The organism is Amycolatopsis sp. cmx-11-51, assembly GCF_047608665.1.
Classification (GTDB): domain Bacteria; phylum Actinomycetota; class Actinomycetes; order Mycobacteriales; family Pseudonocardiaceae; genus Amycolatopsis.
This window is the reverse complement of record NZ_JADNQO010000003.1, coordinates 68,791-89,637: the sequence shown is the minus strand read 5'-3', so window position 1 is coordinate 89,637 and position 20,847 is coordinate 68,791. Positions and strand designations below refer to the sequence as shown.

The following is a 20,847-nucleotide window of genomic DNA, read 5'->3' as shown; positions in this document are numbered from 1 at the left end:
CAAGGGTACGAGGTGGCCGGATCGCGCCGAGCAGGCACACTGGGGTGGTGACCAGCGATCCCACGATGAGGGAGGCCGCCGTGCCGCGAATCGGGTTGTGCCAGCTCACAGCGGCCGAGGATCCCGAAACGAACCTGAAGCTGATTCGCGAAGGCGTGGTTGCCGCGGCGGCCGACGGCGCGCGGATCGTGGTCTTCCCCGAAGCGACGATGGCGCGCTTCGGTGTGCCGCTGAAATCGCTCGCGCAACCTTTGGACGGGCCATGGGCGTCCACTGTGGCGTCCATCGCGGACGAGCACGGGGTCGTGATCGTCGCGGGCATGTTCACGCCGTCACCCGATGGTCGCGTCAGTAACACACTGCTCGTCACCGGCGGCGGTCATCACCTCGGTTACGACAAGATCCATCTGTACGACGCGTTCGGGTTCGCCGAGTCCGACACGGTCGCCCCCGGAACCGCGCCGGTGACCTTCGAGGTCGACGGGGTCACCTTCGGCGTCGCGACCTGTTACGACATCCGCTTCCCGGAGCTGTTCCGGAAGCTGGCCGACGACGGCGCCGACATCGTTCTCGTGCCGACGTCCTGGGGCGCGGGTGAGGGCAAACGCGAGCAGTGGGAGGTCCTGGTGCGCGCCCGCGCGCTCGACTCCGGCTGCTGGGTCCTCGGCTGCGGACAGGCCGATCCGGCCGCGAGCGGGACACAGGTGAATCCGAAGGCGCCGACCGGGATCGGCCACTCGACGGTGTCCGACGGCTTCGGACGCGTCCACGCCCGGCTGGGCGCCGGGCCGGAGACCCTGGTCGTCGACGTGGATCCGTCGGTCAGCGGGAAGGCTCGGGCGGCGACGGGCGCTTTGGCGAACCGTCGACTCTAACGTCCACCCACCAGCCACACTTCAAGCGTCTCGGTCGGGTCTAGCGCAGCAGGCCCTCGCGGATCGCCACCCGCACGAACCCGGCCCGCCGCCGTTCCCCGGTCTTGTCCCGGATCCGGTCGAGATAGGACCGCACCGTCCGCACGCTGATGTTCAGGATCTCCGCCACGTCGACGTCCCGTTCACCCGCCGCGACCAGCCGCAGGACCTGCTTTTCCCGTTCGGACAGCACGATCTTGGGCCCGGCGTGGCGGTCTTCGCTGTCCTGGATGATCATTCCGGCCAGCGTCGGCGACACGTACGCGTTGTCGTCCGCGATGGTGCGGATGGCGCGCAGGAGTTCGTCGCCGTCGACGTCCTTGGACAGGAATCCCTTCGCCCCGGCCTGCATGGCGCCCAACACTTCGGGCTGTTCGGCGTGCGCGGACACCACGAGCACCTTGTGCCCCATCTGCCCCACTTCGAGTACCGCGGCGGCGTCCTGGACGCCGCGCAGCTTGAGATCGAGGACGACGACGCTGCCCGCGGGTTGTTCCTGGACGGCGAACCGCGCGACGGAGTCGGCGACGGCGCCCAGCGCGATGTCCGGCGCTTCGGTGAGGACACGCGCGACGGCGTCCCGGTACAAGGGATGATCTTCGATCACCCCGACGTTGATCGGTGTGCTGCGTTTCGGCTGCTGCTCGTCTGCGTTCACCGGCGTCCTTCGAATCCGCCCGCGTCGTCGCGGGGCGCGACCGGCCGAGACGGGCCTGGCACCTCCGGCGGAGACGCGAGCCCGAGCTGGATGGCCTTGCGGACCAGACCGGCCCGCCTTCTCTCTCCGAGTTTGTCACGGATCCGGTCCAGGTAACCACGGACCGTCCGGACCCCGATACCCAGGATGCGGGCGATGTCGACGTCGCGTTCGCCCGCCGCGACCAGCCGCAGGACCTGTTTCTCCCGCGCGGACAGCGCGACGTCCGGAGCCCGCACGGGGCGGTCGGCGTTGTCCTTGATGATCATTCCGGCCACCACCGCGGAAACATAGGCCCTGCCCTGCGCGACCGTCCTGATCGCGATCAGCAGTTCGTCGACGTCGACGTCCTTGGACAGGAATCCCTTCGCACCGGCGGCGATCGCGCCGAGCACCTGTTCGGACTCCGCCTGCGCGGACACCACGAGCACGTGATGCCCCAGTTCGCACACCTGGAGCACGGCCGCCGCCCCGGCGATCCCCGGCAGGCCGAGATCGAGCAGCACGACGCTGCCGGGTGGCTGCGGGTGGACGTGGAACCGGGCGACCGAATCGACCACCGCGCCCAGTTCGATCCCCTCCGCCTCGGTGAGGACCCGGACCACGGCGTGCCGGTACAACGGATGGTCCTCGATCACCGCGACGTCGACCCGGTCGGTCTCCGGCTTGTCTTCAGTCATCTGCACGCTTCCGCTCACCCCGTCCCACCCGCCGCGGACACCGCGCGTCCGGCCCGCGCCGGATCCAGCGCGGGCCCTCGCGGCACCAGTGCCAGCAACCCATTCGGAACCGGTTGCCGTTCGGCTTGGCCGTAACCGAGGGAAGCGAGTGCCTCAGTGCTCGCCACCGGGTATTTCAGGCCCGTGTCGGTCACGACGTAAACCGTGCCGGAACCGGATTCCGTCACCACCGCGCCTCCCGACGGAGGCACGAAAACCGCGTCGGCGACCAGCGCGTCCGTCCGCGCCGTCACCGGGATCGCCTTCGCACCTTGCGGCAACGGGACCTGTGCGGAGATAACAATTCGAGAACCCTGCGCGCATACCGTCACGGACTGTCCGGTAACGGGCGCTTTTCGCGGGATCCGGTCCGGATACTCCGCGGGATCGGCCCCGCCCGTCCTCGCCGTGCCGACCTTCGGCACCGCGGCGACGTCGGCCGCGCGCACCGCGACGGGGGCCGGGACGCCGGTGTAGGCGTCCGCGTTCTGCGGCGTGTTGATCAGCAGGCTCGCCGCGGTCTGGCCGATCGGTTCGAGTCCTTCGGGGCGGACGAGGTAGTACGACGTCGCGTCGTTGGGTGACGCCATCGCGTCGACGACACCGAGTACCGAACCGACCTTCGCCGTGGTGCCGCCGACCTGCGGGCCGGACCGTCCGGCGTCCTCGACCGCGCGGTAGGCCAGATCCCGTCCGGCGGCGACCGTGCCGATCCACCGGGAGGACACCGCGATCGCCGGATAGGTGTCGAACTGCAGCGCCGTGGCCGCCTCCGGGGTGAGTTTGTAGCGGCGCCCCGCCGTCACGAGGTAACGCTCGCCCTCGGGGACGCGGACCACGACGGCCTGGTCCTTCGGCAGGTCGACCCCGGCGGCGGGCGCGCCGAAAAGCACCGTTGTCTCGGGTTCGGCCGACGCGGGCGCATCCTGGGTCGTCCGCGAGCAACTCGTCCACGGCGTCTTCACCAGCACGGCGGACGAGGGCAGTGAATCGGGGGCGCCGGGGATGCCGATCTGCGAACCGCGAGGGGCCTTCGCGAGCTTGTCCGAAGGGACGGTCACCGTGGCCTCGCCGTTGCCGCCCGCCATCAGCCGCGCGGAGGCGTAGTTGAGCACGGGATGCAGCGCACCGTCCTTGCCGAGGATGTACCGGGCGCCGGTGCCCTCCTCGACGATGACCTTGCCGCCTGCGAGCCAGTCCTTACCGCCGGAGGGGTTCAGCAGGCCGATCACGCCGAAGACCGCGGTGACCAGCAGCGCCACGCCGAGGCCGCACAGGGTTCCGATCACGAGCCTGCGGCTCGGGGCGACCGGATGGTTGGCGTCCGCCGAGACCAGTGCCGAAACCAGTCTCCTGCGGAGGAATTGGTAGGCCTGGATCTGGTCCCGCTGCGTCCACACGCTCCCGTCCCCCGCCGTTCGTACCCACCCGTCCGAAGGTCCATCACGTTAGGTTCCGTCAAGCTTCACGGTGAGGGTAATTTTTACGCCCCTCCCCCGCGCGGGACGGGATTACCGTCGGGCGCGTGCACGGAGGAGGGGAATTCCTTGTCGGTTGAAGCCCCGGCGGTGGCCACACCACGCCAGGCCCCGGAACACGGCACCGCGGGTGCGGCGCCGCTGCCCTGGCTGCTGCCGATCCGACCGCTGCAGGCGGCGCTCTGGGAGATCGCCGGGATCGCGATCCTGCTGGCCTTCACCGTCGACGGGTTCCCTCAGCCCGCGCGGATCAGCATTACCGCTGTGGCAGGGGTCCTTGTCCTGACGACGTCGGTCCGCTTCGCCGGGCGCCACGCCGCCGGCTGGCTGCTCACTTGGACCGGATACCGGCTGAAGCGTCGCGACAAGCGCGAAGTCCCCGATCCGCTGCACCGGCTCGCCGGTCCCGTCCGGGTCCGCCAGCACGTCGACCGCGCGGGTAACCGTTTCGGCGTCGCCGAGGTCGGCGACGGCTGGAGCGCTGTCGTGCGGCTGACCAGGGGTGCCGTCGCACCCGATCCGGCCACTTTGGTCGCCATCCTGCGTGACTCCTACGCGAGCACCGGGATCCCGTTGTCCAGCGCACAGCTGCTGACCTGGACCGTCCCCAATGGACAGTCGCTGATCAGGGTCCGCTGGCTCGCCGTCCGGTACCGGCCCGAGGACGCGCCGATCGCCGCGCTCGCCCGGGGTGGCGGAGAACTCGGCGCGCTGCGGAGCACCGCCTGCGCGGCGCTGGCTCTGATGGGCGCGCTGGCCGAAGCCGGGTTCGAGAGCACCGTGCTCGAGGCAGGCGAGGTGGCCGAAGAACTCCGCGTCGCGCTCGGCAGCGGCCAGGACGCGCCGGTGACCGGCTGGCGTTCCTGGGACTGGGGCGGTGCCTCGCAGGTCTGTTACCGGCCGCGGTCGGAGCGAGATCTCGCGCGGACACTGGATCTTCACGTACCCGGCTCGGCGTTCACCGCGACTTCGTACACGCTGCATCGCACCCCTGGCGGGCGCGAGAAGTCCGAAGTGACCATCCGGGTCGGCGGACGACCGGGGGCGGAGACGGTGCGGCCCGAAGGGATCGCGGTGACCCCGCTGCACGGACGGCACGCGGCGGCGGTCCGGCGGACCCTGCCGCTGGCGCTGGAGGACTGAGGGGACTGTCCGTGGAGGGCTCCTTTCCTCTCTGAGGGTAGGGAAGGAACCCTCCACGGACGTAAACGCAATTAGTCCTCTAGTTGCGGTCCTTGCGTGTGCAAGTACCGCAACTAGAGGACTAATTGCGTGGGGGTGGGGCCTAGCCGCGCACGGCCTCGTAGACCCCGGCGATCATGCCGACGAACGGGATCAGCGAGAGCAGCACCAGGAACTCGACGATATCGAGAGTCCGTGCCCAGTAAGGAGAACGGCGTCCCTTCGCGACCCGCGTCGCGTAAGTGAGGCAGACGCCCGCCGCGACGACGACGGCGCAGCCCGCGCCGAACACGAACGAACGCGGCCCGCCCGCGGCGAGCCAGAAACCGGCCGACGCCAGGGCCGCCGCACCGAAACCGATGAGCACGAGCCGCTGCGAACGGCCGGCGAACGCGCGCGAACGCAACATCAGCGCCAGCCCCAGCGACGCGCACAGGCCCGCTTCCCAGGCCCCGCCGGACGACGCCAGGACGATACACGCGGAGACCACGGTGAGCCCGAGCGCGACGAGCAACCCGGTCAGCAACGCCTGCGCGTACGTCGTCCCGCCGACCATGTCCTCGCCCAGCGAAGGGTTCTCGTCGGCGCGGAACGCGTCCATGTCGTCCGGCACCCGGGGCAGCGGCAGCCTGCCGAGCCGCAGCGCCATCATCGGTGCCACCGCGGCCAGTGCCGTCGCCACGACGCCGACCACGGCGGCCGCCGAGACCGCGCGGACGTCGGCAAGTCCGGCGATGGCGGTGGTGATCGCGCCGAGCCCGGCGGCGACCGTGACCGCGACGAACCACGGCAGCCGGTCCGCCACCGAAACGGCCGCGATCACGCCGTACACGGTCACCACGGCGAGCCCGGCGGCCAGCGGCCCGGCCGACAGCGAGAACAGCGGATGCGGCGGCAGGATCGACATCCCGGCCAGCAACGCCGCGCCGACCCCGGCGAGCGCGCCCGCCGCACCGGCCTCCGCGTCGCCGTACGCACGACTCAACGCGCCACCGCCCAGAACGAGGACCAGCGCGAGCAGCCCGGTCCCGATCGGCGCCAGCACACTGCCGGACGCGGCCGCCTGCACCAGCAGGCCACCGGTGAGCAGCAGGACGACCGACGCGACGATACCCGCCTTGCGCGCCACCGAAGGTCCCCAGCGGCCGGTACCCGACTCGGCGACACTGGCGATCGAGTCGACGACGTCGTCGAACAGCAGCGGACCCCGCGGGCGTTCGCGCGGGGTCAGGTGCAGTACTTCTCCGTCACGCACTTGCGCCGCGGCGACCGTGAGGCCGAGCGCGAGCGGAGCGCCGCCGAGCCGCGACAGCACCCAGCCCGGGTGCTCGGCCGACGCCTGCCCTGACGCACCCGCAAGCCGGACGAGCTGCGGGACGAGTTCGGCGAACGTGCTCTGCTGCGGCAGCGCCACATCGACCCGCGCCCGCGGTGTCACCACCGTGACGCGCCGGGTGGAGCCCGCGATCGCGGCCGTCATGCTTCGATCGACTTGGCGGACTCGATGACCGGGGCGAACTTGGCGCTGCTGGCCTCGGCCAGTTTCTGCAGCCCGTTGTTGACCGCCTCCAGGACGATCTCCGAAAGGTTGCGCGCGTCGTACTGACGCAGTGCGCGGGGGTCGATGTCGATCGAGGTGAACCGGCCGTCACCGCGCAGCACGACGGTGACCTCGTTCTGCCGTGAGTGCGCCTTGACCTCCATCGCCTCGACCGAACGCTGGATGCGCTGCACCTCTTCGGTCTGCTTGCGGACCTGGTCCAGCAACTCGTCCATGTCCGGCATGGCATAGGGGTCCGTGGTCACGAGTCTTCTCCTTCATCTGCGGTGAAATCCCGCCGGACGTGGACGCTGGCCACGAACCTGCGGAAGTCGTCGCCGAGCCGGCGTGCCGTCTCGGGCGCTGCGGTACAGGCGATCTGGAGGATCAGCCGGTCGGCCGGGCTCGCGCCTGGCACGGTCAGCTGCACCTGGGTCTGCACGAGTTCCTGCCCCTCGCCGGTGCGGACGCGCAGCATCTGCGTCACGCCGGGGGCGGCCCCGGTGCCGATCACCTTGCGCTGGACCACTTCGAGCGCGGCCATGGACCGGCCGAGGCGTTCGACGGCCTCGTCGGCGATCTCGGTGATCCGCGCCTGATCCGGCCGCTGCCCGACGCTCAGGGTGATGTTGGGGGTGAACTCCCCGTCCGGCACGGAGTGCACGGCCACGAAGACCGCGCCCTCGGCGCCGACGGACGACGGCTCGACCGGCACCCAGCCCTCGGGGATGTCGAAGCCGAGCGGAAGGGAAACCCGGTCCTGCGTCATCGTTTCGCTCATCCCTGTCACCACGTGCCCACGTAGGAGATCGCGTCGTCCCAAGCCTCGCCGACGGCGTCCGCCGCCTGGCCAGCCGCGCCGCTCACCGCGTCGACGGCGGCGCCACCGTACTCGCCGACGGTGTCCGCGATCTTCGGCAGGTCGATGTCGATCTTCGCGCCGATCCCGGCTCCGAGACCGAGTGCGACGCCCGCCTTGAAGTTGACCTTGAGGTGCCCGGCGTCGTAGACGGCCTGGCCGTCGAGCTGGGCGCCGAGTCCATATTGGAGGGTGCCGCTCGCGCCGACGCCCACCCCGGCCACGTCCGCCGCGAGCTCGCCTTCGATCTTGCCGCCGACGAAGGCGTTGGCGTGCACGCCGACGCCGTGCGCGCCCGCCTGGAACGAGCCGTTCACCTCGCCGCCGACGAACGCGGTCCCCTTGGCACTGCCCGAGGCGACGCCCCATTCGTTCTTGCCTTCGAGTTCTTCCTTGAAGGCGGCCAGTTCGGCGTGCCCGGACGCCTTGAGGTCCCAGCCCTGCGAGGAGACCTTGGCGTCCCAGCCCGGGGTGAAACCGTCCTGCTCCTGCTTCCACTTGGCGTAGGTGATCTCGGTGCTGTTCCAGGCTTTGTCGCGCAGGCCTTCCGGCTTCGGCCTGCCGAACGGGGTGTCGCCGGCACGCGGGGCGCGCGTGCCTTCGAGACCGTCCCAGGTGAGCTTCTTCCAGCCGGAATTGCCGAACCAGGAAGGATGCGTGCGCGGTCGCTTGCGGCCGTCGAGTGTTTCGCCGTTGAGCCAGTACAACGGGCCGCGGCCCCATTTGCCGAGTTCGTGTTCGATCCGGCCGGTGCCCTCCGGCGGGAACAGCCGCGCGAGTTCTTCGCTCAGCTCGTCGGCGATCTCCTGTGCCGCCTGCGCGGCGCGCTCGCCGAGCTGGCGGGCGGCGGAGATGAACGCGTTGACCGCGTTCGCGTTCGCCGTGCGCGCCTGGCTGGTGAGCTGCGCGGCGTACTGGTCGAACTGAGCGAGAATCGAGTCCACACAGGACTTCGCGCCCCGCAGTGCCTGCGCGCCCGCTCGCAGCCGGTTCGACTGGTCGCTTAGTTCGGCGCCGAGCTCACCGAGTTCCTGGCTCAGGTTCGCCGCGGCCCTGGCGAACGCGGTGTAGGCATCACCCTCCCAGGACGCGTTGAGCGCCTTCGCCGCCTTGGCGATCTCGTTTGCCCGGCCGGAAACCGTGGACGCCCGCTCGCCACACCGCTGCCCGGCCGCGTTCAGCGCCGCCGGATCACCGGTGACCCGCCGCTGGTACTCGACCACGAGCCGCCGGTAATTCGACAGAATCGAACTGACGACGCCCGACGCGTCGACCACACCGCTCCCCGACACGGTTACCTGCCCTTCGCCGGTGAGTCAGCCCCTGCGTCGATGTCGATGTGCTGCTCGAAGTGCTTGCCGCCGTAGTTCATGTCGATGTCGATATCGATGTCCTGACCGCCCGGCGCCTGGACGGTGGAGCGGCCGGTGTTCAGGTCGGTGGTGATGGTGACCTGGTTCCCGTTGCCCGCGCCCGCCCCCGGCAGGGCGCCGGAACCCGAGCCGCCACCGGAAGGTCTGTCCACCGGGATCCAGGAGTCCGCGCCGCCCGGCCAGTTGCCCTGGGAACCGGTGCCGCCCAGCGCGGGCGGCCGGTACTGGGTGAACGGTGGCGTCTCACCCGGTGTCGTCCCACCGGAGCCGCCGGAGCCGCCGGCACCGCCGCCACCGCCGCCGGAGCCGCCGACCGCGGCCTGTCCCGCGCCGCTGGCGACCGAACCCGGCGCCCGCGGGTCGGTGACCGGGGTGCCGGAGACGGCCGCGTTGCCCGCCGAACCGTTGCCGGAATCGCTGTGCCCGAACAATTTCTGGACCTCGCCGATGATGGTGGCGATCTGCGTGATCTGGTTGGCGAGGTCGACGACGCCGAGCGCCTTCAGCAGCGCGCCGATCGCGGTGATGAACGCGCGCAGCGAAGCACTGGTGGCGGTGGAAAGCGCGACAGCGGCGCCGTAGGTCCACGGATTCGACATCAGGCCCGCGACCGTGGGGTTCACCGCCGAGACCACCGCTTTGTAGGCCGTCTGGGCGGTCTTGATCAGTGTCCCGGCCATGCCGAGCAGCTCCGCGCCCTTCTGCACGACCTGGACGATCTTGGTCAGCGAGTTCAGGGAGTCCGTGATCTTCTTCATCGCGGAGTCCGAAGCGCCGCCGGACCAGATCTTCTTCAGCTGCTCGGCGGCCTTCGTCACCTCGTTGTACATGGTGAGGAATTCGTTGGCCTTCTTGAGCACCTCGAGCACGTGCTTCGCGATCTGCTCCGGCTGGCCGGTGAGGATCTGCGGCAGGATGGTGATCGGCCCGCCCGAGGACGCCGTAGCGTCCATCGCGCTGGAATTGGGGTAAGTCAGCATGTCGCTCCTCAGGCGGGAAGTCAGACGGAAGCCGGGCGGTAGACGCTGACCTTCGCCAAGCCGTTGATGTCCGCTTCGACGAGTCCGTGGTTGTAGAGCTGCCCGCCTTCTCCGGCGATGGCGATGATCGGCTTGCTGTCGGAGAACAGGAGCGGCTCGACCACGACGACGTCGCCGCTGTGCACCCCGCCCGGCACGTCGCCGAAGTTGCGCGCGGTACCGGCGTAGACCTCGATGACGCCGACCCGCGCCTGGTTGTCGGCGTCATCGGCCAGCCAGTCGTTGAAGTCCGAGACGCCATGGAACCGCGCGTCGGTGATCGGGTGGTCGCCGAGCTGCCCCAGCCGCGCGTCCCCCAGGTAGCGCAGGACGTTCCCGACCGACGACGGCTCACCGTTGCCGCCGGCGCTGTCGTTGATGGCCAGCGTCGCCAGTTCGGACGCGTGCGAGTTCCCCCAGATCGACGACGGCCCCGATCCCGCGCCGCCGCCGGGACGGCCGCCGTATCCGCCCGCGACCGCCTCGTCGGCGGCCTGGTAGGCGTCGGCGCTGCTCTTGATGAAGCCGTTGATCTGCTGCAGAAGTTGCAGGAGGGTGCGGACCGCGACCACCTGCTGGCTCTGCATGGCCGTGTTGGCCGCCGCCACCGCGCTGCCGAACGTGGCGAACGACATCGGCTGCAGGACGGTGCGTTCGAGATCGGCGACGACATTGATGCCCTGCATGATGATGCCGCCCAGGTTCCCGACCGCCGAGCGCATGGCCTCGGGCTCCGCCCGGTACTCGCCCGTGCCGACCATGGTTCTCCTTCTCTCGTTCCCCCACGTCTGCGTGACCAGCAGCGTAAGTTCGTCACCAGACGCGAGCGGACGGCAAAAGTACCCACCGTGAGGGCGGCACGAGTGGCCAGAATGATCGGCAGGATTACCCACAAGCGGCCAGAAAGACCCTGATGAGCGCCACTCGCGACCGCCTGCCGTCCCTGGGCGACCAGCCCGGTGAAATCGTGCTGCAGTCCCCGCCGATGCTGCCGAAAGGCTCCTCCGGCGGAGCCATGCAGCTGCTGATGTTCATGCCGATGATGTTGGGCATGGGCGCCATGTCGTTCGTCTACATCGGACGCGACGGCGGGGTGATGACCTACATCTTCGGCGCCTTGTTCCTCACCGCGATGGCGGGCATGGTCGTGATGTCGCTCGGGCGCGGTGGCGCGGCGAAGAAGGCGCAGATCAACGAGGAGCGCCGGGACTACCAGCGGTATCTGACCGGTTTGCGCGGCCAGGTCCGCGAGATCGCGGACGACCAGCGCGCGGCCATGGCGGCGTTGCAGCCCGATCCGGCCGATCTGTGGGCGTACATCGAGACGGGGAAGCTGTGGGACCGCCGCCGGTCCGACTCGCAGTTCGGGCAGGTGCGCGTCGGGACCGGCCCCCAGCGGCTCGCGACACCGTTGAAGGCGCCGCAGACCGTGCCGCTGGAGGACCTCGACCCGGTGTGTTCGACGAACCTCAAGCACTTCATCCGGACTTATTCGACGGTCGAAGGACTCCCGGTCGCGGTCTCGCTGCGGTCGTTCGCGCAGGTCACGCTGTCCGGCCGTCGTCCGGACACCCTCGGGGCCGCACGGGCCATGCTGACCCAGCTCGCGACCTTCCATTCGCCAGGTGACCTGCGGATCGTGCTGTGCGTGAAGGACGACCGGCTGCACGACTGGGAATGGGCGAAGTGGCTGCCGCACGTCGCCTCCACCGCCGCCGACGCCGCCGGTCCGCGACGGCTCGTCGACGCCGACTCCGGGAAGCTCGCCGACCTCCTCGGCCCCGACCTCGGCGACCGGCCCGCGTTCAGCAGGCGCCCGGATTCCCGGCAGGACCTGCCGCATGTCGTCGTGATCGTGGACGGCGGGCACACCCTCGGCGACACGCGGCTCGTCGCCGAAGAGGGCAGGCTCGGCGTCACCGTCGTGGAGGTCGGCACGGAGCAACCTCGGTCGGTGTCGTCCGAACGGTCGTTGAGCCTGCACACGAGCCCCGAGCAGCTGGGGATGGTCGTCGGCGACGGGACCGAGAAGCGGCTCGGTTTCCTCGGCACCCCGGACACTTTGGACCGCGGGGCCGCCGAAGCGCTGGCCCGGATGCTGACGCCGCTGTTCCAGGGCGCGGCCGTGGTCAGCGAGGCACCGATGTCGGCGACCTTCGGGCTGGCCGGGCTGCTCGGCATCGGCGACCCGCGTGACACCGACACCGCGGTCACCTGGGCGCCGCGTTCGGCGCGCGACCGGCTGCGGATCCCGCTGGGCATCAACCCCGAGGGCCGATCGGTCGATCTAGACCTCAAGGAGTCGGCGGAAGGCGGGATGGGCCCGCACGGGCTGGTCATCGGCGCGACCGGTTCCGGTAAGAGCGAACTGCTGCGGACGCTGGTCACCGCGCTCGCCGTCACCCATTCGTCGGAGAAGCTCAACCTCGCGCTGATCGACTTCAAGGGTGGTGCGACCTTCGCCGGGATGACCGGGCTGCCGCACACCTGCGCCGTCATCACCAACCTGTCCGACGATCTCGCGCTGGTTGACCGCATGGCGGACGCGCTGAACGGCGAACTGTTGCGGCGTCAGGAGCTTCTGCACGCGGCCGGGAACTACGCGTCGGTGCGGGACTACGAAAAGGCCAGGGAATCCGGCGTCAACCTGCGGCCGATGCCCTCGTTGCTGGTGATCATCGACGAATTCAGCGAGCTGCTGTCGTCGCGGCCGGAGTTCATCGACCTGTTCGTCGCGATCGGGCGGCTGGGACGGAGTCTGGGGATCCACCTGCTGCTGGCGTCCCAGCGGCTGGAGGAAGGACGGCTGCGCGGGCTGGACTCGCACCTGTCGTACCGGATCGGCCTGCGGACGTTCTCCGCGTCGGAGAGCCGCGCGGTGCTCGGCGTGGCGGACGCCTACCAGCTTCCGCCCGTGCCGGGCTCGGCGTATCTGAAGTCCGACAACGACACCCTCATCCGGCTCAAGGCCGCGTACGTCTCCGGGGAACTGCCGCCGCGCAGCAAGATCGTGCGCAAGGACGGCCGGAGTCTCGGGCTCATGCCGTTCACGCTGGCGCCGGTGGAGATCCCGGTGACCGTCGAGGCGGAGGAACCGGTCGAAAAGGGCACCGGCGAGACGATCATCGGCGCGATGCTGTCGCGGCTCGAAGGCAAAGGCCCGGAGGCGCACCAGATCTGGCTGCCGCCGCTGGCCGAACCGCCGACGCTGGACCAGTTGCTGCCGCCGCTCGGCGAGGACCCCGAACGCGGCCTTTGTCCGCTGGGCTGGGGCGGCAACGGCAAGCTGATGATCCCGGTCGCCCTGGTGGACAAGCCGTTCGAGCAGCGGCGCGACATGTTGTGGGCCGATTTCTCCGGTGCCGCCGGGCACGTGCTGATCGTCGGGGCGCCGCAGAGCGGCAAGAGCACCCTGATGCGGGACATCGCCGCGATGCTCGCCCTCACCCACACCCCGGAAGAGGTTCAGCTGTTCGTGCTGGACATGGGCGGTGGCGCGCTGGCGCCGATCGCCGGGCTGCCCCACGTGTCCGGCTACGCGACACGGCGCGACGCCCAGCGTTGCCGCCGGGTCGTCGCGGAACTGACGACCTTGCTCGAACAGCGTGAGGAGTTCTTCTCCGCCAACGGGATCGAGTCGATCACCACGTTCCGCCAGCGGCGTTCGGAGTTCCAGGAAAGCACGGAAGGCCGCGAGTTCGGCGATGTCTTCCTGTTCGTCGACAACTGGACCACGATCCGGCAGGAATACGAACAGCTCGAGGAACAGATCACCAGCCTGGCCTCGCGCGGGCTCGGGTTCGGGATCCACGTCGTCGTCTCGATCAACCAGTGGATGGGCATGCGGGCGCCGCTGCGGGACGCCATCGGCACCAAGTTCGAACTGCGGCTGGGTGAACCGGCGGACTCCCTGATCGACCGCAAGATCGCGCAGAACGTCCCGGCGGACAAGCCTGGTCGCGGGCTGACGGCGGACAAACTGCACTTCCTCGCGGCACTTCCCCGGATCGACTCGGATCAGCGTCCGGACACGGTCGGCGCCGGCGGGCTGGATCTGAACCGGCGAATTTCCGCCGCGTGGAAGGGAAAGCCCGCACCCGCGGTGCGCTTGCTCCCGTCCGAAGTTCCGCTGGACTCGCTGGAGGCCGGGCCGCGCAAGCAGGTCACGCTCGGTATCGCGGAATCGAATCTGCGACCGGTGTACCTCGATTTCGCCACCGAACCGCACTTCGTGGCCTTCGGCGATGTGGAATCCGGTAAGAGTTCGCTGCTGCGCGCGATCGCTCAGGGCATCGTTTCGAAGTACTCACCCACTGAGGCCGCGATCATCGTCGCCGACTACCGGCGAGGGATGCTGGGCGCGGTGCCGGAGTCGCATCTGCTGGGCTACGCGGGTTCCGAGACCGCGCTGACCGGACTGATCGAACAGTGCCGGCAGGCCATGCGGAACCGGCTTCCCGGCTCGGACGTCACGCCGGACCAGTTGCGCAACCGGTCCTGGTGGCGGGGGCCGGAGCTGTTCGTGCTCGTCGACGACTACGAAATGGTCGCGACCGTTGGCCGGAACCCGCTGCAACCGTTGCTGGAGTTCCTGCCGCAGGCACGGGACATCGGCCTGCACCTCGTCGTCGCGCGCGGGAGCGGCGGTGCCGGACGTTCGCTGTTCGAGCCGGTGCTGCAACGGATTCGCGAGCTGGGTTCGCCGGGGATCGTGATGTCCGGTTCGCGGGACGAGGGCGCGCTGCTCGGAGAAGTGAAGCCGGGGCCTCAGCCCGCGGGCCGGGGTGTGCTGGTCTCGCGGCGGCATGGGACGGGACTGGTTCAGGTGGCTTGGACGAAGCCTGTGGAGGATTGAGGCGTGCGGTCGTAAGCTGGGACGAATGCAGTGGACGACGCTACTGGCCACACTTGTCGGTGCGGCCATCGCCATGGGAACCGCACTGGTGGTTCAGGCCCGCAAGGACCGAAACGACGTGGCGGCAGATCCGGCGCGAGGTGTACATGACCTTCCGTTCCTTGTTGGCGAAGGCGCGCAGCGAATTGTTGGCGTTGTCCAAGAAAGGCGACCTGACCGGAGCCGAACTCGACGAGACGGCACGTCAGGTGTTCGCGCCGTGCTACGAGCAGCGTCATCATTTGGAACTGGTCGCACCGCCTGAAGTGACCACGGCCGCGCTTACCTACTTCCGGACCGTGCGCGGCTTGCGCAACGTGGTGGCCGGGGGCAAAGGCGTCACCGATCCCGAATGGGAAGCCAACGCCGGAGAGATGAAGCGCACCCGGGAGTCCGTCCAGGAAGCGATGCGGGAGGACTTGCGGCGGAGGTGACGGCCGATGCCCCGCTGGCTCGACTGTCTCGCTGGCTCGACTGAGTTGCTGATGGGCCGACACGGTGCTGCGTAACCGGTCTCTCCGGTAAGCGGCACCGAAGGGTTTCTCTCCCTTGGACCTGTTCTTCAGATGGTCAAGCGGGCGTACAGGGCGGCGGGTTCGGTATCGGACAGACCGTTGCGCGTGGACCATCCGAACGATATGGGTGGCTCACGAGACGATCTATTAGACATTCCATCCGCAGGCGAAGGGCGCCTCGCGGCAGGAGGTCAAGGATGCTTCGCGGAAGGGGCGGATCCAGCGTCGTCCGAGGTCGCGGTTGCCGGACGCGCCTGGCCGCCACAAGGACATGGTGTTGATCTCGGAGCGACCGGCTGAGGTGGAGGACTGGGCGGCGCCTGGCATGGGGAGGGTGATCTCATCATCGGAAAGCACTCTGGGTCGCAGATCGCGACCTTGACGGAGCGCACGACACAGCGGGGCACGAACGAGAACACCGATACCCTGCTTCGTCGATATTTCCCGAAAGGCACTCGACTTGTCGGTGCATACACGAGGCGAGCTGGACGCCGTCGCCGACGAACTCGATGACCGGCCACGGCAAACCCTGGGCTGACCGAAGCCCACGAAAGCCTTTCAGAATCTCGACGTGCACTGACCAATTGGCATCAGGCAACACATTACGTGGCGATCGAACTGATGTTCGAGTATGATTATGGACATGACCACAACTCTTGCTTTTGACCTGAGAGCCGCTCGCTTTCTTGAGGCCGCGTTCGATGAGGAGGTTCTGCTTCGTCAGGCGCAGGGTCGTCAGGTGCGTGCGTTAGCCGAGTTCGCTGCTGTCGGCGGGTCGCGAAGATCGGTGACCGAGGAGGTGGCCTTGCGCTTCTCGGTCTCCCGCAATCAAGCGTTCCTGCTCGTCGAAACCTCCTGTGCTCTGGTCGCCCGTCTGCCGAACACGTTGGCAGCGCTGGAGAAAGGTGACATCGACCTGTACAAGGCGTCGAAGGTCTCCCAGCTGACTCGGGAGGTGTCGGACCAGGTCGCCGAGCAGGTGGATGCGTGGTTGGCCCAGCGGCTGGCCGGTCGTGTCCCATCGGCGATCCGCCGATCGGTGAGCCGTGCGGTGCAGAAGTTCGATCGCGACGGCTATCGGGAACGAGCCGCGAAGAAACGTGCCGCGCGGCAGGTGTCACTGATCCACGACGACGAGACCATGTCCACGCTCTCGGGTCATCTTCCGGCGGAAGTCGCCAGCTCGATCTACGCCTCGCTGTGTCGTACCGCGCAGGCCCTCCGAAACAAGGACAAGTCCCGCACGCTGGATCAGCACCGCGCCGATATCTTCGCCGAACGACTGCTGACCGAAGACGGCCGCGGGAAACCTCGCGCGCACATTCACGTCTACGTGGATTTCCTGACCCTGACCGGGGCGCGTGACGATCCCGCAACCCTCGCCGGGTACGGGCCTATCCCGGACTGGTTGGTCCGCGAGATCGCCTCCGACCCGAACTCGACATGGTCAAGGTTGATCACCGACCCCGCAACCGGTCAACTCCTCGAAGTCGGCGCCGACAAGTATCGATCCCCGGCCTCCCTGGCCCGGTTGATCAAGGCCAGGGATCGGGAATGCACCCACCCCGGCTGCCACCGTCCGGCGGAGCTCTCCGAGATCGATCACATCACCGGCTGGGCACGGAATGGGACCACTGATCACCACAACTGCCGCGGCGCGTGCAAAACCCACAACCTCCTCAAAGAAGAACCCGGCTGGCACACCGAACCCACCGGCAACGGCGGCATGACCATCACCACCCCAAGCGGACACACCTACGACACCGCACCCGAACCACTCCACTACCCACGCCCCGAACCAGAGGGAGACGTCCCACCCTTCTGACCCGGCATTCTGTTGCCCTGTGGTCATTCACTGGACGAAACGTTCCCAGAGCCTCGCCCAGCCGGCACCGGGCCCGCCCATACCACGTCGGGCCGTCGATGAACGCTGTCTCAAAACTGTCCTCTCACGCCAACCCAGACTTCCCCGCATAGCCGAAGGGAGCGAGCGATAGCCTCGGCCACGCGGCGATCCTGGTGGTCTCCGCAAGAACCAAAGTGCAGAGCTACGTCCAAACAGGACCGAAAGACCTCGTCGTCGGGCACTGTCCAGTCGAAGCCGCCGTCCGGCTCGACGACATAGCCGGGAGCGGCCATCGAATAAGTCACGCCGCCGAATAAGTCACGCCGCGCATCAGGAGGTCTCGAAACTCACCCGCGAAGCGATCTCCCGAGCGCAGGCCAGGGCCTCAGCCGACCCCGTATCCACCTCGATGTCATAAGCCAGACCCCGGTGCACGACTTCGGCTTGCGACTCGGCCATTCCCGTGACCCGATCTCCCCGCGCCATCTCCCGACCGGCGGCCACGGCGCCGTCGCACCGGACTCCGACCCAAAGCACCTCGAGCCCGTCCAACACATCCCTCCACCGGCGTTGCGACTCTGCGCCGCCCAGGAACGCGTCGTCGACGATGACCCGCGCACCCGCCCGCACCATCGCCGCGACACCGGCCATCCACGCGTCCTCGATGCGCCGGAAACCGGCCCCGACATCCACCCGCCATCCGAGGCGAAGGAGATCCCGTCGGGCACAGAAGGCATCGCGTCGATCAGCGTGTCCACCCCGAGCGTGAGCCAGGGATTCGGCAGCACCGCCTGAAGGCACCGGGCGATCCCGGACTTGCCCGAACTGGAACCGCCGTTCACCACGATCACCTGAGTCACCGAATCACCCTAAAACAGACGTGACGGAGGCGGCAACGGCTCGCCCCGTTCGGCAGGAATTCCGCCACCGGATCGAACAATGCCGAAACCCTGCAAACCGGATGAAACGGAAAACCGCCACCCGGACGGCCCACTACTTTCCTCGCACCGCTTACCGACTTCGGTAGGTTACCAAAACCCTTATCGCCCCATAACTTGGTGAAACCGTTTCAAGTCGAAACGAACTCCCCGACGCAGGCCGAAGGGCGTGTTCATGCGCTTGTCCAAAATTGCCGCAACGGTGGCCGGTGCCGCCGCGACGCTCACCCTCGTAGCCACCCCCGCCGCGAACGCGGGCCAGGACATCATCGGCGGCGGCACCGTGAGTTCCGCGCCGTGGGGCGCCCAGATCTACTGGAACGACGCCACCGCGTTCGGCGGTTTCAACTGCTCAGGCACGATCATCGCCCCGCAGTGGGTCCTCACCGCGAAGCACTGCCTCAACAAGCCCGGCATGCACGTCAAGGTCGGCAACGTCAACCTGAACCAGGGCACGTCGGCCGCCGTCGACCAGCAGAAGGCCGCGCCGAGCGGTGACATCGCGCTGCTTCACCTCAAGACCGCGGTCAGCACGACGTACATGAAGCTCGGCACCGCGAACCCGGCCAACGGCACCACGAACCAGATCTACGGCTGGGGCCGCACGCAGGGCAGCAACCCGCCGTCGAGCGTCCTGAAGACGGCCAACGTCCGCATCACCGGCACCAGCGGCGACGCCTACGGCGGGCAGGCCATCGCCAGCGTCGGCGTCAACGGTTCGGCGTGGCACGGCGACTCGGGTGGCCCGCAGCTCTCGGGTGGCGTCCAGGTCGGTGTCTGCTCGACGGGCAGCAACTCCGGCACGAACCCGCGAGGCACCCAGAACTACGCCAGTGTCGCGGCCAGCCGTAGCTGGATCCGCACCACCGCGGGAGTCTGATTCAACAAAGTGTGATTCAAGAAGGGTAAAGGGGCCGTTCGCGACGAACGGCCCTCCACCCTTCTCTGGAACCCGAAAAACTCAGCCGCACTTCGACTTGGCGTTGATCATCGACACCGAGCCGACCTTGTCACCGCTCACGGTGAATTCGTAGACCCAGTCCGGCTTACCGTCGACAGGCACCTGGAAGCGGCCATTGTCGCCGACCTTCATCCCCTTGGCGTCGTAGGCCGTCTTGAGGTCGGCCAACGGCGAACCGGCGCCGATTCCCTCGGCCGTCTTCGCGTCCGCGGGAGCGGCGAGCTCACGCAGCCCGTCCTTGCCGAAGGAAGCGCCACCGGCCGCGACGAACACCTTGTCGCGTTCCTCCCGCTTGCCGGCCAGATCGGCGGACGCCTGGACGGCGTCGGCGAACAATTGCGCGTCCTCGGCGGACTTCTCCGCCGACTTGGCGCTTTCCTCGGCGGACGCGCCCGGCTTCGGCTCCGGATCGGCCTCGAGTTCGTCGGCCTTCTTGTTCAAGTCCTTGGCCTCGACGTCGGCCTCCGCCTTCATCCGCGCCGGGTCGGGTGCCGGGCCGCCGGGGTAGGAGAAATCGGCACAACCGTCCAAAGTAGACGTCGGCGCCGCGGCGAGCTTCCCGCCGGCCAGCGCCGCGTCCTTGGCCATGCCCAAGGTCAGCCCGCGGTGTCCCGCCGGGCCGAACACCTCGGGTGCCGTCGGAACGGCCGCGTCGGGAGAAGATTCCGACGAACAGGCCCCTCCGCCGATCAGTACTACCGCGGCGGCGAGCACGACGCCCGTGCATCTGCCCGAAAACCGCCGAAAAGTTCGCGTTCCCGGCACGCTTACCCTTTCATCGCCCCGAAAGCTATCCGATCTCAAAGGAAGTCCCGAGTGGATTTCGTGGCGGGACGGCGAAGATCACGTCAGCTGGTGCATCGGCCTCGGCACCCGGAGCGAAAGCATCGAACCGGCCGCCACGGCGGCGATGATCCCGGCGCCCGTGATCAGCGTCCAGAAGTCGGGGTGCACGATGGACTGCCCCCGCTGGGCCTGCCAGGTGAGCAGCGCCAGCAACCCCGCGAAGCCCACCGAAGCGGTCCGCACCAGATTCCTCCCCACGAACTCCGATTCGAGCACCGGGTACCGCCGGGCGAGCACGAGCAGTCCGCAGGCGACCAACGGCAGCACCTGGATCGCGTGGATCCCGACGAAATGCGGGATCCGCATGTCCCCGCCCACGGTGCTCCAGCCCACCAGCGGCAGCCCCGGTCCGCCGTCGGGCACACCGACCGCGTGGGCGCCGACGATCGACGGCTTCTCCCCGGCCCGGTACTGGGCCATCTGCTGCTCGTTCGGGGTGAACATCAGCATCGCGATCCCGATGCCGACGACCGACAACGCGGCACCCGCGCGTAACGCGGAATTCATCACTCGGTCGGGAAGACGTTGGAACAGCAAGAGAATCGCGATCGCCGCCGTCGCTCCCCAGCCGGCGAAGGCGCCGTTCGCGACCATGTTGTTGATCCACTGGTCGGCCGGGGTCTCCTGGTTGAAGTGGAGCGTCCTGCCGCGGCCGATGTTCTGCCAGAACAACAGCGCCATGTCCAGGCCGAGGCCGGCCGCGAACACGGTGCCGAGCCACCAGCCGAACCGCCGCCCACGGGTCAGCTGTCCGAGCAGCCAGGCCAGTGTCACCGCGTAGAGCCCCACGGAAATCGTGAACTTGAGCGGCTTGAGCCAGATAGGCGCGTTGACGAGGCTGCGATCGTCGAAAACGAGGCCGCCGAGCGCGATCACCCCGAGTACCGCCATCGCCGCCGCCAAGATCATCAACGGGCGATGTAGTACTGCCCTGGAACCCTTGTCCACCATGGACTCGAGCGTGCCGGTGGGCTCCGATTCGGACACTGGAGTCCTCCCCCGGATCGAAGGTGGGGAGGACCCTACCGCCGACCTGTGGGTAATAGTGCCGTCACCGCAACCGGCA

General features: G+C 68.6%; 18 protein-coding genes and 2 pseudogenes. 7 read left to right on the top strand and 13 right to left on the bottom strand.

Features of this window, described 5'->3' with window-relative positions; all coding sequences use genetic code 11:
- Positions 1–80: 80 nt before the first annotated feature.
- The gene (locus tag ACM6LU_RS13790) at positions 81–875 is read left to right on the top strand and encodes a carbon-nitrogen hydrolase family protein (protein WP_414938565.1); all 795 of its coding nucleotides are present in this window, start codon (positions 81–83) and stop codon (positions 873–875) included.
- Positions 876–915: 40 nt separating this feature from the next.
- On the opposite strand, the gene ACM6LU_RS13785 is transcribed toward ACM6LU_RS13790, so the two are convergent.
- From ACM6LU_RS13785 to eccB, 3 genes are read right to left on the bottom strand one after another with little or no spacing between them, the layout of a single operon-like run.
- Positions 916–1,572: a response regulator gene (locus ACM6LU_RS13785; RefSeq protein WP_414938055.1), complete on the bottom strand. Its 657-nt coding sequence runs from the start codon at positions 1,570–1,572 to the stop codon at positions 916–918.
- Positions 1,569–2,291, bottom strand: a complete 723-nt coding sequence (locus tag ACM6LU_RS13780) for a response regulator transcription factor (protein ID WP_414938054.1) — start codon at positions 2,289–2,291, stop codon at positions 1,569–1,571. The genes ACM6LU_RS13785 and ACM6LU_RS13780 overlap by 4 nt, the downstream gene beginning before the upstream one ends.
- Before the next feature lie 14 nt (positions 2,292–2,305).
- On the bottom strand, positions 2,306–3,730 hold the full coding sequence (gene eccB, locus ACM6LU_RS13775; RefSeq protein WP_414938053.1) for a type VII secretion protein EccB: 1,425 nt from the start codon (positions 3,728–3,730) through the stop codon (positions 2,306–2,308).
- Between the two features lie 147 nt (positions 3,731–3,877).
- On the opposite strand from eccB, the gene ACM6LU_RS13770 reads away from it, so the two are divergent.
- Positions 3,878–4,951, top strand: coding sequence for a type VII secretion protein EccE (locus ACM6LU_RS13770; protein ID WP_414938052.1), 1,074 nt, complete (start codon positions 3,878–3,880; stop codon positions 4,949–4,951).
- 142 nt (positions 4,952–5,093) lie between these two features.
- On the opposite strand, the gene eccD is transcribed toward ACM6LU_RS13770, so the two are convergent.
- Genes eccD through ACM6LU_RS13740 form a run of 6 tightly spaced genes read right to left on the bottom strand, consistent with a single transcriptional unit; the run spans position 5,094 to position 10,542 of the window.
- Positions 5,094–6,470, bottom strand: a complete 1,377-nt coding sequence (eccD, locus tag ACM6LU_RS13765; RefSeq protein WP_414938051.1) for a type VII secretion integral membrane protein EccD — start codon at positions 6,468–6,470, stop codon at positions 5,094–5,096.
- Positions 6,467–6,796: a YbaB/EbfC family nucleoid-associated protein gene (locus tag ACM6LU_RS13760; RefSeq protein WP_233223736.1), complete on the bottom strand. Its 330-nt coding sequence runs from the start codon at positions 6,794–6,796 to the stop codon at positions 6,467–6,469. Before ACM6LU_RS13760 ends, eccD begins: the two co-directional genes overlap by 4 nt.
- Entirely contained in the window at positions 6,793–7,311 is a 519-nt protein-coding gene (locus tag ACM6LU_RS13755; protein WP_414938050.1) for a hypothetical protein, read from the bottom strand. Before ACM6LU_RS13755 ends, ACM6LU_RS13760 begins: the two co-directional genes overlap by 4 nt.
- 5 nt (positions 7,312–7,316) lie before the next feature.
- Complete coding sequence (locus tag ACM6LU_RS13750) at positions 7,317–8,666, bottom strand: WXG100 family type VII secretion target (protein ID WP_414938049.1); 1,350 nt, start codon at positions 8,664–8,666, stop codon at positions 7,317–7,319.
- 17 nt (positions 8,667–8,683) lie between these two features.
- The gene (locus ACM6LU_RS13745; RefSeq protein ID WP_414938048.1) at positions 8,684–9,742 is read right to left on the bottom strand and encodes a hypothetical protein; all 1,059 of its coding nucleotides are present in this window, start codon (positions 9,740–9,742) and stop codon (positions 8,684–8,686) included.
- A gap of 20 nt (positions 9,743–9,762) precedes the next feature.
- On the bottom strand, positions 9,763–10,542 hold the full coding sequence (locus tag ACM6LU_RS13740) for a WXG100 family type VII secretion target (protein WP_414938047.1): 780 nt from the start codon (positions 10,540–10,542) through the stop codon (positions 9,763–9,765).
- 152 nt (positions 10,543–10,694) lie between these two features.
- On the opposite strand from ACM6LU_RS13740, the gene eccCa reads away from it, so the two are divergent.
- The 4 genes and pseudogenes from eccCa to ACM6LU_RS13720 all read left to right on the top strand — a co-directional run bounded on the left by eccCa (position 10,695) and on the right by ACM6LU_RS13720 (position 17,015).
- Positions 10,695–14,636 carry a type VII secretion protein EccCa gene (eccCa, locus tag ACM6LU_RS13735; RefSeq protein ID WP_414938046.1) on the top strand — a complete coding sequence of 1,314 codons (3,942 nt, stop codon included), beginning with the start codon at positions 10,695–10,697 and terminating at the stop codon, positions 14,634–14,636.
- A 140-nt stretch (positions 14,637–14,776) separates the two neighbouring features.
- Entirely contained in the window at positions 14,777–15,109 is a 333-nt protein-coding gene (locus ACM6LU_RS13730) for a hypothetical protein (protein WP_414938045.1), read from the top strand.
- A 244-nt stretch (positions 15,110–15,353) separates the two neighbouring features.
- A pseudogene (locus ACM6LU_RS13725) lies at positions 15,354–15,728 on the top strand (transposase); the annotation flags it as partial.
- 249 nt (positions 15,729–15,977) lie between these two features.
- Complete coding sequence (locus ACM6LU_RS13720; protein ID WP_414938564.1) at positions 15,978–17,015, top strand: DUF222 domain-containing protein; 1,038 nt, start codon at positions 15,978–15,980, stop codon at positions 17,013–17,015.
- Between the two features lie 351 nt (positions 17,016–17,366).
- On the opposite strand, the gene ACM6LU_RS13715 is transcribed toward ACM6LU_RS13720, so the two are convergent.
- Both ACM6LU_RS13715 and ACM6LU_RS13710 read right to left on the bottom strand, forming a co-directional pair.
- Entirely contained in the window at positions 17,367–17,687 is a 321-nt protein-coding gene (locus tag ACM6LU_RS13715) for a phosphotransferase-like protein (RefSeq protein WP_414938044.1), read from the bottom strand.
- Between the two features lie 137 nt (positions 17,688–17,824).
- Positions 17,825–17,878: pseudogene (locus ACM6LU_RS13710) on the bottom strand (phosphotransferase-like protein); the annotation flags it as partial.
- A gap of 271 nt (positions 17,879–18,149) precedes the next feature.
- On the opposite strand from ACM6LU_RS13710, the gene ACM6LU_RS13705 reads away from it, so the two are divergent.
- Entirely contained in the window at positions 18,150–18,854 is a 705-nt protein-coding gene (locus ACM6LU_RS13705) for a S1 family peptidase (RefSeq protein ID WP_414938043.1), read from the top strand.
- Between the two features lie 81 nt (positions 18,855–18,935).
- On the opposite strand, the gene ACM6LU_RS13700 is transcribed toward ACM6LU_RS13705, so the two are convergent.
- Positions 18,936–19,649: a hypothetical protein gene (locus ACM6LU_RS13700; RefSeq protein WP_414938042.1), complete on the bottom strand. Its 714-nt coding sequence runs from the start codon at positions 19,647–19,649 to the stop codon at positions 18,936–18,938.
- Between the two features lie 129 nt (positions 19,650–19,778).
- Positions 19,779–20,732 carry a hypothetical protein gene (locus ACM6LU_RS13695; RefSeq protein WP_414938563.1) on the bottom strand — a complete coding sequence of 318 codons (954 nt, stop codon included), beginning with the start codon at positions 20,730–20,732 and terminating at the stop codon, positions 19,779–19,781.
- Positions 20,733–20,847: the final 115 nt, after the last annotated feature.